At 50.6% G+C, this 13,254-nt stretch carries 10 protein-coding genes; 7 read left to right on the top strand and 3 right to left on the bottom strand.

Going from position 1 to position 13,254, the window contains the following annotated elements:
- Nucleotides 1–10 precede the first annotated feature (10 nt).
- Nucleotides 11–1,423: a tetratricopeptide repeat protein gene (locus Mal48_RS22730; protein WP_145205390.1), complete on the top strand. Its 1,413-nt coding sequence runs from the start codon at nt 11–13 to the stop codon at nt 1,421–1,423.
- 37 nt (nt 1,424–1,460) lie between these two features.
- A complete protein-coding gene (locus Mal48_RS22725; RefSeq protein ID WP_197441922.1) occupies nt 1,461–3,191 on the top strand; it encodes a CRTAC1 family protein in 1,731 nt (576 codons plus the stop codon).
- Between the two features lie 73 nt (nt 3,192–3,264).
- On the opposite strand, the gene Mal48_RS22720 is transcribed toward Mal48_RS22725, so the two are convergent.
- Both Mal48_RS22720 and Mal48_RS23790 read right to left on the bottom strand, forming a co-directional pair.
- On the bottom strand, nt 3,265–5,049 hold the full coding sequence (locus Mal48_RS22720; protein WP_145205384.1) for a hypothetical protein: 1,785 nt from the start codon (nt 5,047–5,049) through the stop codon (nt 3,265–3,267).
- A 112-nt stretch (nt 5,050–5,161) separates the two neighbouring features.
- Nucleotides 5,162–5,293: a hypothetical protein gene (locus tag Mal48_RS23790; RefSeq protein WP_261341960.1), complete on the bottom strand. Its 132-nt coding sequence runs from the start codon at nt 5,291–5,293 to the stop codon at nt 5,162–5,164.
- Here Mal48_RS23790 and Mal48_RS22715 point away from each other — a divergent pair, their 5' ends adjacent.
- From Mal48_RS22715 to Mal48_RS22700, 4 genes are all read left to right on the top strand, one after another.
- Nucleotides 5,294–5,785: a hypothetical protein gene (locus Mal48_RS22715; protein ID WP_145205381.1), complete on the top strand. Its 492-nt coding sequence runs from the start codon at nt 5,294–5,296 to the stop codon at nt 5,783–5,785.
- A gap of 119 nt (nt 5,786–5,904) precedes the next feature.
- The gene (locus Mal48_RS22710; protein ID WP_145205378.1) at nt 5,905–8,301 is read left to right on the top strand and encodes a peroxiredoxin family protein; all 2,397 of its coding nucleotides are present in this window, start codon (nt 5,905–5,907) and stop codon (nt 8,299–8,301) included.
- 53 nt (nt 8,302–8,354) lie between these two features.
- Complete coding sequence (locus Mal48_RS22705) at nt 8,355–9,770, top strand: hypothetical protein (RefSeq protein WP_145205375.1); 1,416 nt, start codon at nt 8,355–8,357, stop codon at nt 9,768–9,770.
- Nucleotides 9,771–9,911: 141 nt separating this feature from the next.
- Nucleotides 9,912–10,691 carry a hypothetical protein gene (locus Mal48_RS22700; protein ID WP_145205372.1) on the top strand — a complete coding sequence of 260 codons (780 nt, stop codon included), beginning with the start codon at nt 9,912–9,914 and terminating at the stop codon, nt 10,689–10,691.
- 274 nt (nt 10,692–10,965) lie between these two features.
- On the opposite strand, the gene Mal48_RS22695 is transcribed toward Mal48_RS22700, so the two are convergent.
- Nucleotides 10,966–12,435 carry a Gfo/Idh/MocA family protein gene (locus tag Mal48_RS22695; protein WP_145205369.1) on the bottom strand — a complete coding sequence of 490 codons (1,470 nt, stop codon included), beginning with the start codon at nt 12,433–12,435 and terminating at the stop codon, nt 10,966–10,968.
- A 276-nt stretch (nt 12,436–12,711) separates the two neighbouring features.
- On the opposite strand from Mal48_RS22695, the gene Mal48_RS22690 reads away from it, so the two are divergent.
- Nucleotides 12,712–13,089, top strand: coding sequence for a hypothetical protein (locus Mal48_RS22690; protein ID WP_145205367.1), 378 nt, complete (start codon nt 12,712–12,714; stop codon nt 13,087–13,089).
- The last annotated feature ends 165 nt before the right edge of the window (nt 13,090–13,254 follow it).

Genomic DNA, 13,254 nt, shown 5'->3' with positions numbered 1-13,254 from the left:
ACTCTGGGTGATGATCGAAATGACGTCTCCATCCGCCAAAACGACGACCGCCACGGCATCAAGCCGTCAGCGAACACAACGCCCGCTGAGCCTCTCACTGAGCCGTCAGCGGATCCAGCGATTTATCGCCATGCTCCTGATCCTGGTCGGACTGTGGTATTTTCAGACGTTCTCATACCTCAGCAACTGGCGAGCTGAGCAGCACTTAAAAGTTGATCATTTTGACCGTGCTGAAAATGCTTTGGACTGGTCTCTCTTCTTCCGAGACCGTAACCCGGAGACGTATCGTCTTCGTGCAAGGCTCAACCGAAAGCTTGGTCAATACGACCTGTTCTCCGAGAATCTCGAACAGTTTGCCCAACTTGGAGGCGACCCACTGCAAGCCCGGCGAGAAGAAATTCTGGCACGCGCCAGTGGCGGCGAAGCCCCTGCCCTGATGGAGGAGCTTGTCAAAATGTTAAAGAACCAGGAAGGGGACGCTGATGAAGTTTGCAGCGCGTTCGCGAACGGTTTTTTAGTCGGCCAAGAATACAACCAGGCTTTTGTTGTCATCGAAAACTGGAAGCAAAGTTATCCCGAAGACCCTCGCCCACACTATACCAACGGTCGTGTTCAAGATTATCTGCAAAACGATTATGTCGCCGAGCAAGAGTACCGCGACGCCTTAGCAAAATGCGAATCCCACTACCCTTCGGCCTTCGCACTCGGAAGACTTTTACTCGAAACACAGCACCCTCAGGAGGCGATCAAGTTCTTTTCTCGTTGTCTGGCAATGAAAAAGAATGGTGCAGCGAAGGTCGAGATTGGAAAATGCTACCGCCAACTTGGCGAGACAGAGAAAGCCAGAGAAGTTCTCGAGGAGGCAATGAATCTCCCGATCGACGAACTCATGGCCAGCTATTTACTGATTCAGGAAATCCCTGCAGGGAACCCGGCAGCGTTTGAGCTTGGTAGTTTAGAACTCGGAGCCGGGAACAACGAAGCGGCACTTAAGTTTCTCAACATTGCGTACGAAGCGGACCCCTCGAATCTGGACGTGCGATACGCTCGAGCAATCGCTTTGCGACAATCAGGAGCAACCGAAGCTGGAAGTGCGGAACTTCAAGCGGTGAACAATGCCAGAACCGCACTTCAAAAAGCCGACAAAATTATTGACGGAATCAATCCTGTTCATCCGTATGTTGAAGAGCGATTACAAGTCGGAGAACTCTACTTAAACAATGGGTCGCTCAAGACAGCTGAGTTCTGGTTGAAAAGTGTACTGGCCTACGAGCCAACTTCGATCCGCGCGCATGAACTTCTCAGCGAGCTCTATACAAGAAAAGCCAAAAGAGATTCACTCTTTCTCAAGGAAGCTGAGTATCATTCAAAAACTGCGAACAGGCTCTCCGCAATTCAACAGAACACGACACCGACCGAATAAATTCGCACACTGTCAGGCAACAAGCGTCATTCTCATCATGCTGCACACTTTTCAAGTTCGACTCTGTCTTTCGTTAGCGCTGCTGCTGCTGGGGTCAGGATGTTCCAAATCGCCTTCACCAGAAAGCAATACTCAGAAGAGCGGCACTGAACCGGAACTGAAGTTCAAATTTCAAAACATCACAGAAAGCTCCGGTGTTCATGCGACATACGATAACGGACGTGACGCTGGATTCTACGCCATCCTTGAATCGATGGGAGGCGGCGTCGGACTGTTCGATCTGGACAAAGACGGCTTCACTGATCTTGTTTTTCCCGGTGGGGGAAAACTGATCAAAGGTGATCCACCAAGTTTAGAAGGTCTGCCACTGCAATGTTATCGAGGCCTCGGAGATATGAAATGGAGTGACACTTCCTCCTTAACCGGACTTGGGCAACCACAACGCTACACCCACGGAGTCTCCATCGCGGACTTCAACAATGACGGGTTCGATGACATTCTTGTCACCGGTTACGGCGGGGTGGACCTTTGGGAAAACAACGGTGATGGAACATTCTTTCAAGTCGCAGAACAAGCCGAGTTGATCGATGACTCCTGGTCGACCAGCGCCGGTTGGGGCGACCTTGATGGTGATGGTTCGCTGGACCTCTATCTCACCCACTACGTTGACTGGTCATTCGATAACAACCCGAAATGTCCCAGCCCCTCTCCAAGCCATGACGAAGACGTTTGTCCGCCACGACGATTCGAAGGGCTCGACGATGCTCTATTCCGAAGTACTGGCAATGGGAAATTTCAAGACATGTCCGAAGCGTGGGGACTTGCAAAAAAAGGAAAAGGGCTCGGAGTCGTCCTGGCTGATATTGACAACGATTTCGATCTCGACATCTACGTCGCCAATGATACCGTCGACAATTTCCTTTACATCAACGATGGAACCGGGAAGCTCGAAGAGAGTGCATTGCTCACCGGTTGTGCTGTCGACTTCGAAGGAAAAACGAATGGCAGTATGGGGCTTGAGTTCTTTGACTTCGATGGAGATTTACTCGGAGACTTGTGGGTCACAAACTACGAACACGAGAGCGCGGCGTTATACCGAAACCAGGGAGATGGAAACTTTCTGCACATGAGTCAAGACGCGGGAGTCTCAGCAGTTGGTGATCTCTTCGTCAGCTTCGGAACGTTAACCCGAGACTTTGATGGTGACGCCGATTTGGATATCGCGATTGCGAATGGACATGTCATCTACCATCCCAACAAGTCGACCTTTGAGCAGCAATCTACCCTTTTAGAGAACAAAGGGGACCAGAAATTTCAGCGTGCGGCCTTCGACGACACCTCATTCTTCTCCGAGCGACACGTCTCGCGCGGGCTCGCCGGTGGCGATCTTGATCGCGATGGGCGAACCGATCTTGTCTTCACGGTTCTGAACGGAACCGCTCAGATTTTGCGAAACGAAACCGCAATCAAAGGTGAACGAATTCGCCTAAAGCTGATCGGCACAGCCGACAACCGCAACGCCATCGGGGCCCGTGTCGTGCTTCACGCCAGCAAAGGAGATCGCGTCCACTTTGTCATTGGAGGAGGTTCTTACCTTTCCTCTTCGGAGTACGATTGCGATTTCTACGTCGTAGATGAAGGAACCGAGTTCTCAGCCACGGTCTTCTGGCCATCGGGCATGATGCAGAAATTGAACAACTTAAAGCCAGCAACAGATTACTTCGTCGTACAAGGCGAAGCGAATCCAATGCAGCAAGCGACTCGTTAACAACTTTGTAACGGCTTAGTTTCCAAACAGGTGAACTCGCTGACGGATTATTGCGACTCTTAGTTAGCGGCTCCTACTGTCCTTTCAATTCGGGTGATGGTTCGGGCAATGGCTCTGCCGTGACAAATCGGGCAGCCCAGCGTTTGAAGACTCCCCCTTTCCAGGCACTGGCAAACAGACCCACGTGCAGAAATGCCAAGCCAATCAAAAACTGTCGCAGACCGTCCCAGCGTACTTGATGATTCAAGAATCGCCCCCCTTCTGTGAATGCACTCGCGTAAGTACAGGCGAAAACAAAACAGGCCGCCCCCAGGAATCCTGCCTTCGGATGAACACGACTCAGAAGGTACGCCGCGACAGCCATCAGTAGCAGATAACCCGAAGCGAAACCGGCTGGCCGAATTCCAGTCACCCCATGAAACAGCATCCGCACCGTGGCGATGACCATGAAGAGAATCAACAAGACTTTGAACTCTTCCATCGCTTCGTCCTTGCTCCAGAGGCTCACAACTCCAACTGCCAATGCAACAAGGTGAAATTGAATTTCAACTGGTGAAAGCTCCCAACCATCGAAATAATTACGACTGCCTAAGCCAAGAACCATCCACACGACAGCCTCAATATAGAAGCGTGATTTCTGCTTCTGATGTCCGACTAAGCACAAAAAGATTGCGGTCGCTGTCAACCAGGTCAGATTGACGTCTTCCACTCTTTGAAAGCTGACTCTCTTTGGATCCATGACAGAGACGAGCAACATTGAAACGACCAGACCACGACGAGCGAACGGCAACCCGCGCCACCAGGCGACCGCGAAAAAGAGAACCGATGCCAGACTCGCCAACCAAACCGGGCTCCCAAGATGTTGCGAATACTCAGTGAGGAAACTCTGCAACGCCGGGTTGAGTGACCTCTGTTCAACACTGAGCCCCACACAGACAAACGAAAGCGATAAAGCAAAGGTTTGAATTAACCAGTGCCGGTGGACAAGAGCCGCTTCGAGCAGCAACCAGCTCATCCCGAGCAACATTGGGACAAGCAAATAGCCACCGAAGATCCCTCCCATCCCTGCGTAAGCAGCGTTCGCAGAGAGCTCGAACGCAGGATCGAACGAAAGTGTCAGCAGGTATAATCGAAACCCGAGACAGACCCAGACAATCACGAAGAGCGACCACGGATGGTACGGCCAAATCCAGGGACAGCCTGCGAACTCGACTCGGTCTCGCGAAGTTCGAATCGCCGGAATCAATGTCAACATCGACAGACCAGCGAGTCCACTCACTCCATAAATTGCCCAACGAACCACAGAACTCTCTGCGCTGTTCGAGAATGCCATCGGAATCAACGAGGCCAGCATCGCAAGACCGAGTTGCAAATAAAATGGAAAGCGGTAGATCCACGGCAACCGTATTTTCAAAACCCGGAGGATCAACTCTACGAGACACATCGCACCAAGAGTGAGTCCGACCAGCCCCACTATTGCACTCGTGGAATGCAGAGCAATCGATTGGTCAAAGCAGATCGAAAGCTCGAGCATCAAAAGTATGAGTGTGAGAAAGATCGATCGAGCATCGTCCCAGACATTCCAGAACCGAACGATCCCAATCCCGATCACTGCCAGCAGCAACAGGTAACCACCAATCAGTGAAATCATCACCGACAACGGAAGCCCTCCTCCCATCGACAGTCCGGTACTATGAATCACACAGGCTGCGCTGATCAGATAAAACGGATTCTCCGTCGAGACTCGCTTAAAGAAAGGACTTCTCTCGGACTCTTTTTGAGGGCCGACAATGTCGACGGGAAAATCGGAGCGATGGTCTGAAGACGGATTTTCATCGCTGGAGTGGACTGGATGCATGACCATCCCTTTCCGAAATGATGTCTTGGAAAACAAACTTTGTTCACGAATGGAACGGTGAGATATGTGCCTCTCATTACGAGCTCGGTCTTGCAATTGTTGGAAAAAAGATTCAGAGTTTATCGACGAAGAGCTTGAAGCTTGTGACTTTCACAAGAACGCTTTCAACTCCTCCGGGATCAACCTGAGCCACTGGAGTTTCGAAATCATCGACAGCTAACATCAGGGCGAAAGCAATAAACACGTGGCAGGTCAAAATCTTTCACCCGTTCCGAACCGCTCAAAACGTCTTGTGACTTGGGGAGTGCTCTCCGTGGTTCTTTTGTTTGCCCCGATACGGTGGTGGGACAAACTCATACTGATTCCACTCTTCGGAGTCGTTCTGGGAACCTACCGACGATTCCGCATCAGTCCGGGAGCTCTGAAGCAACGCTGGACCATCGCGTTCTTCGACCGTCCGCCATTAAATTTCAAGTTAAAACGTTACACGCGCATCGAAGTGAAATATGTGGCTCAAACCAGCGCCGGAGAAGCGATGATGTTTGGGCTGTTGGGGTTTCTGTTTGGATGGATTCTCGATGCATTCTTCCCCTGGTTGGGCGGGACATACCAAATCTGGTTTGTTCGCGGAACGGATGAACAAGTCCTCGCCTGGCAAGGAAGTTCACAAGTTCACTACGAAAACAACCTGGAAACCCTCAAAGCCTCGTCCGGGTTGGAAGCCATCGTGCGGTAACTCGCAGGATTGACTGAGAATACTCAACACAACCGGCAGAACTCGACTCCCATGCTTGACACCCGCACGCCGCCTGCTCAAGCTGGATCAAACCCATTTCTTTGTAAATCAGGTGTGTGATGCTACGTTTACAAAACCTTCTCCTTGTTTTTGCCCTGACTCTCGCGTCTCAAGCACTGTCAGCTGAGAAAGAGGATTCTGCAGAAGAGGCGAATCCGAGCGAGAATGCTGAAGTCCTCGCAGGGCATTCTGATCATGGCGAGAGCTTCAACGAAGGCCCACGCCAGGCTGCCTATCTAATGCAAGGAATGGGCAACGTCCACTTCCCGGCGACCTGCAAGACCGAAGAGGTCCAGAAGTTCATTGATCAGGGCGTCGGCCAGCTGCACGGTTTCTGGTACTTCGAATCAGAACGGTCATTCCGCCAAGCTGCATTTCTAGACCCCGATTGTGCCATTGCTTATTGGGGAATGGCGATGTCCAATCGCAGCAACGAAAGCCGCGCGCGAGGATTCATCGAAGAGGCGGTCAAACGGAAAGAGAAAGCATCCGCACGCGAGCAACTTTACATCAACGCGTTAGCAAAATATTTCAAAGAGCCTGCTCGCAAGGAAGGGGAGAAGGTTGACCGAAAGAAAAAGGCGGAAGAAGACAAAAAACGTCGCCAGACTTTGGTCAAAGATTATGAAAAACTGCTCCACAAATACCCGGATGACATCGAAGCCAAAGCCTTCCTGGGACTGGCATTGTACGAGAACAGATCAAAAGGAATCCCAATCAGCAGCTACTACGCAGTTGATGCATTGCTAAATGATATCCTCGAAAAGAATCCGCTCCACCCATGTCACCATTTTCGGATTCACCTATGGGACTATGAGGAGCCAGCGAACGCTCTCGATTCAGCAGCTTTGTGCGGGAAAAGCGAACCAGCTATCGCTCACATGTGGCACATGCCAGGACACATTTATTCTCGCTTGAAACGATACCACGACGCCGTCTGGCAACAAGAAGCCTCCGCCAGAACCGATCATGCGTACATGATGCGAGACCGCGTTCTCCCCGATCAGATCCACAACTTCGCACACAACAACGAATGGCTCATTCGAAATCTGATTCATATCGGTCGTTCGAACGATGCCCTCGATTTGGCGAAGAACATGATCGACCTGCCGCGTCATCCCAAATACAACACTCTCAGCAAGCAAGGCAGCACCAAATATGGTCGCATGCGGTTGATGGAGACTCTGTCGGCATTCCAGCTCTGGGATGAAACTCTCAAGCTATCCGAAACGATTTACCTGGAACCGACTGAATCAGAAACCGAACAACAAAAACGAAACACCCTCGTCGCCGTGGCGAAATTTCACACGGACGACTCTCTCGGGGCATCCGAGTTGTTAACGCGATTCAAGGAAGATCTGGCGAAACTCGAAGCCGAACGGGACAAGGCTGTCGAGGAAGCCATCGCAAAGGTGAAAGACGAGACCAAGGACAAAGAGAAGGATGAGAAGAAAGACGAGAAAGCGCAAAAGGCAGCTGGTGAAGCCGCTAAGCGAAAGTTCAGCTCAAAAATCCGAACGTTGACAAACATCGTCAGAGAACTGGAAGGACATCTACATCTGGTCCATGGAGCGCATGCCGATGCCCTCGCTTCATTCTCGAAGGTCTCCACTTTCGACAAAGGCTGGCTGGCTTTCATTCAACAGCAAGCCGGAGAAACCGACAAAGCAATTTCAGCAATCAACAAGCATGTCTCCAGCCACAAAGGTGAAGTTGTTCCGTTAGCGTGGAAAGTTGCAGTTCTCTGGGATGCAGACAAAAAAGAGGACGCAAAGAAAGCCTTTGAAGAGCTTCGAGCCATTTCTTCAACGATTGACCTCAACACCCCAGTCTTCCAACAACTTCAACCGATTGCGAAAGAGCTTGGATTCGAAGCGGATTGGCGTCTTCCCCGTGAAATTCCAGAAGATTTTGGAGACCGCCCGAACTTGGCTGATCTCGGCCCGTTCCGCTGGTCACCGAGTGCAGCACCGGAATTTGCGCTGAAAGACCATCTGTCGAAAAAGCATTCATTGGCGGATTATTCAGGCAAGCCGGTTGTTGTCATTTTCTATCTCGGTTTTGGATGTTTGCATTGTGCACAACAACTGCAGGCGTTTGCTCCCGAAACAGAAAAATTCGAAAAAGCTGGCATCTCACTGATTGCCATCAGCACTGACAATCAGGAAGACTTGAAGAACTCGCACGAGAATTACGGTAAAGAAACATTCCCATTCCCGCTCATCTCAAATTCAGAACTGGATATTTTCAAAGCGTACCGCTGCTTTGATGACTTCGAACAAAAGACGCTGCATGGCACGTTTTTGATTGATGCTAAAGGAGAGATTCGCTGGCAGGACATCAGCTACGAACCATTCATGGACGCAGATTTCCTACTGAAAGAGTCGAAACGCCTGCTCGCTCAACCGAGTGACGATTCGAAAGCGACACGGCCATCCGTGACTGCAACTCCGTAGCCGAGATCTTTCCTCACCAGGACCTGCCAACATTCGTCCCAATATCTGGGCTAATGTCTGATGAAACGCTTGACGACCCGGTCAATCGTTTTCCATCGGTCGAGTGGTCTCGCTATACTTCTGCACGTTCACCAGAGCAGTTTGCTCTACCGTGTGCCCACGACGAATGTACAGGATCAGGGATGTCGAGTTTGAATTCTCCATCGAGGAGGGACCAGGAATTTTTTCTGACGAACACAGCACAGCTACAACGCTGGTTGCCGTGGCTGCGGATGTTCCGTGGCTTTCGAATTGCGATTGATTATCAGAAGATGCTGGTCGCACTCCTCGCCGTCTTTCTCTGGATGCAGGGGAGCTTGCTTCTGACACGCGTTTTTTTTAACGCAGACGAGTTCGCTGGGAACGACTTTGCGTCGAGAGATTTCCAGGCCAATACTGATGCCTGGGGGGGCCGCGCATTTACGAATCCACTTCGAGAAATGGAACAGTTCCCGAGTAGAACAGAGCCGACCTCCGTCTCGGGGTTCGTCGCTCAATCGAGTGCGACCTCCTGGCCAATCAAACGAATTTCGAGATCGCTTCTAGGGCTCGTCAACTTTCGGAGCGCTCGCTGGTGGTGGTACTCCTGGATTCAGCTTGTGTGGGGGCTTGCAGTCTGTGCAGTCTTTGGAGGCACGATCAGCCGAATGGCTGCCCTGGAATTAACAGGCCATGGCCGCTCGATGATTCGCGATACGACCTACGCGGTCAAACAATTTCCGACCTCTTTTTTCTCACCAGCATTAGCACTCATTGCTTTTGGAGGATTGTGGATTCTGTGCTGGCTCGCAGGTTTTGTCGGGCGAGTTCCCGTGCTGGGTGAATTGCTCATCGGAATCGCGTGGGGCTTGCTGCTGCTGGTCGGATTACTGATGGCCCTGATCTTAATTGGCCTCATTCTCGGTTGGCCACTCATGTTTGTCTCCAGCGAAGTCGAGAAAAATGATGCTTTCGATGCACTCAGTCGCTCGCTCAGCTACTTGCTCAATCGACCGTGGTACGCTGCCTTCCTGATCGCCATCGCAATTCTCTACGGCACTGCTTTATTGTATTTCGTGGATTGGCTGACTCGGATTTCGGTTGCGGTGAGCCTGTCATCGGTCGGAACAGGCTTGGGGCGTGACGTTTCATTTTTCGGTCTCCCAACTCTTGATCAAATGAGAGAAGCCAGCACTGAAGTTTTGAAAAACGACCTTGCCGCTTCGCTAATGAAGTTCTGGATGAGCATCGCCATTTTGGTTCCCGTCGCCTTTTCATTCAGCTACTTTTGGTCCAGCACAACAATCGGCTATTTCTTACTTAGACGCCGCGAAGACGGGACTCCAATCAATGAACTTGATCTCAGCGACCAACCGGGACATCAAAACCCCGAGTTGCCAGTCGTTGGAATCCCAGCTGCGGAAAACCGTGAGGCCAGTAGAGAAAGCTGATGGGGCTCATAAGCTCAAGGGAAGCTTCACAAGATGTCTTCCCTGAGCTCTGCTCACAACAACTTTGTACGCTGTGGCTTTACGACTTCGTGACAACTTTTCTCACGACAACCACTCAGACACTTTCACTGGAGAAAATCGATGAGCCTTGCCAGATGCTTGAGCCCGCTGTTGCTCGTACTCGCAATTGCAATGACATCCGAATCGAACGCAGCGAAGCCGCAACTCAAAGGGAATGCTGAAAGTGCCACCATTCATGGAAAAACTGTCGAATTCAAATTCGACATGCTGCCGGAAAAATCAGAGCTGCGCTTCCCTCGGCTGAACGCCCGCTTGAAAGAGGTCTACTGGAAAGGAGCTCCAGACAAACCACTCAAACTCATCCCAGACACAACTGAATGGGTCGTCAAGCTGACCAAGCCTCCAGTACAAAAAGTCGTCGTCGCTGAGTTTTTGGACGCTCCGAAAGTCGGAGACACAGCGCCAGTGCTCACACCTTCTTCAACCGACGGAACCATTCTGCTTCCTGCACATTTTGCACAGACTCGTGGAGAGAAACTTCGCTTCGAGCCACAGCCACACAAGAACACCATCGGATATTGGACCAAAGTGGACGACTGGGCATTCTGGCAAATCAAAGTCGAAAACTCAGGCGAATTTCATCTTGATATTTTTCAGGGCTGCGGCACAGGGCAAGGGGGAAGCGAAGTAGAAGTCCGCGTTGCGCAGGACAAAAAGATTGTCGACAGCGTCACTTTCAAGGTTGAAGAGACCGGACACTTCCAGAACTTCAAAGAACGAAGATTCGGCAAATTGAGACTTCCTCAGCCAGGCCAATACCAATTCGAAATTCGCCCCAAAAAACTCGCAAACAAAGCGGTCATGGATGTCCGTAAAGTGTTACTGACTCCAACAAATTAAATCCTTCACCGCGTAAAAATTTAAGTGAACAAAGCTTCTTACTCCACAATGCAATTCTGCTCCACTTGCTGAGAATACGTACGCCCGGTCGGAGTCCTGAACTGCACGAAATTTAGGGTTCGCGAATCTACCAACCAGAGAAACAAAAATGCCTTAAGGGGCGACAAGTCCCGGCAGTAAAAAGAAAAGCGACCAAGAGTGAGAACACTCTTGGTCGCTTTTTAATTGCGGGTTTCACAAATGCTTATGCATCCGGTGCATCTGCATCCAGTGCTTACGCATCCGCATCCGGGACGACGTAACCTTCGCGGTAGTTGCGTGTGAGCAACTTATTGGCAGGTTCGTTTCCGGGGAAGGTTTCCGTGTTCGGGTCCATTTCGAGGAATGGGCCGACGGAGAGTTTTGGATCGCTGACATCGACACCGTTGGCGTCGAGGTGTTTCGCCATCCGATCCCAGGAATCCCTCCAGAGTGCGTTAGACGTTTTGTCGACATGATCGTCAACTTGCTCTTTGGTCATTGTGCTGCCGAGCATGTGACTGATCGCCCCAGTGTGGCACAACGCACTCGACAGGTGACCTTCGAGGATCTCTGCGTTGAGGTCTTCTTTCTTGCCAGATTTGACGGCATCCAGGAAGTTGCCGAAGTGGTTTCCACCACCAGACCAGGACTTCACTTCGTTTCCATCGTTATCGAAAGCAGTCGCCTTCGAGTATGTTGGAATCACGACATAACCATTTTCACATTGGACAATCACACCGATTCGCGAACCACGATATTCGTCCATCGGGTTTTTCCAATCGAGGTTTTTGCTCGGCAACCCTCGAGTTTCGAAAATGAGTGGAGCTTTGTCGAAATCGTGATAGACGATCTGAGTATTTGGAGTGTCTCCGGCATCCTCGTATCCGACACGTCCACCGATGCTCATCACGCGAGAAGAGAGCTTTTGCTCACCCAGGAACCAGCGGGCGATATCCATTTGATGGATGCCCTGGTTGCCCATGTCACCGTTTCCGGTGTTGAAATCCCAGTGCCAGTCATAATGCAGGCGGGGACGATACAGATCGACTTTAGCTGCCGGTCCGCACCACATGTCGTAGTCGACACCTTCGGGAATTTTCAACGGCTCTGAAAGCTTCCCGATGCTCTTACGAGGCTTGTAACATGTTCCAATTGCATACTTGATTTCGCCCAGTTCACCAGCTTGAACGTAGTCGACAGCTGCCTGCAATGAAGGGCTTGAACGGGACTGTGTTCCACACTGACAGATCATGTCAAGCTGTCTTGCCCATTTGACAATTTGTCGACCTTCCCAGACGTTGTGCGAAACTGGTTTTTCAACATAAACGTGCTTTCCAGCTTGCATCGCCCAAATTGCAACGAGTGCATGCCAGTGATTCGGCGTAGCTGTACTGATGACATCGACGCTGGGATCTTCCAGAGCTTTGCGGAAGTCTTTCAGAAGTTTCGGAGTGCGACCCTGCTTGTCAGCAACCCCTTTGACTTTTTTACCTCCTTGAGCTTCGTCCACATCGCAAATGTAGAGGACTTCACTGTCACTACTTCCGGAGAAGGCACTGAGATGACTGTTTCCACGTCCACCAGCTCCGACGACAGCTACACCAATTTTTTCGTTTGGACTGGTGCTCTTCGGCGCATCCTGAGCTTGTAGATATTGGGTCGAGACTGCCGCAGCCCCAACCGCAGCAGCGGATTTCAAAAAGTACCGACGATTCAAAGACATTCAATTACTCCTATTCGGAATTCAGTAAGTTTAGTATGCAAACGTTCCAGAACTAATCCTGAAACCTGGAATTGCTCTCTCAAGCATTAAGAAAAGCGGTGGTTCCAAAGGTTTTCGGACTGGTTCTATTACTTCGAGTGTACCGATCACATTGGTCATGTTGCAATTCGGGAGAGTTTTTTTGACTTTCCGAGATCAGTGACGTAGGTTCAAACTGGACAATCTTGTCCAGTCCTCGACCCGTTAAAGCACACTTATTCACAAGGACCTGATTCGATGTCAAGATCCGATCAAGCCCCCCCCGTCATCAGCAATTCGACAATACTCATCCTCAGCAGTTTTTTGATTGGGATGGCAACGAACATGTTTACTCACGAATTTGTGAGTGAAGAACTTTCCCCCTTTTTACTGGCAGGTGGGACCTCCGGTGTGATCGCATTTTATGCATTAGACCTGACCTCAACTCGGCGGTCCCATGCTGCGATAATGTTAGAACAAAATCGAATCGAAGACCGGCTGGACAAGCACATGAACTCGCTGACGAGCGTTGGCTTTACGATGGACGATGTCTCATCGAAAGAGATGAACGCAATCGACCCCGCTGAACTGGTCGACGCGACAGAACGCAACGAGCGAATCGTAACGTCGATTTAAAGCAGCATCCAGTTTGGAACCAGCCCGAAAACTTCTGTAACTGCCGCTTATCTCACCGTTTGAGTGTTCATTATCAAATTTTGGGAACTACGATAATCATCCTCAAATGACTGCCCTGCCGTTTATTAAGTTCAATCAGTTCTTCACCGTTATTCCTTCACAATT

This window comes from Thalassoglobus polymorphus (assembly GCF_007744255.1).
GTDB lineage: Bacteria > Planctomycetota > Planctomycetia > Planctomycetales > Planctomycetaceae > Thalassoglobus > Thalassoglobus polymorphus.
The sequence above is the reverse complement of the archived record's forward strand: the minus strand, read 5'-3'. Positions and strand labels throughout refer to the sequence as shown.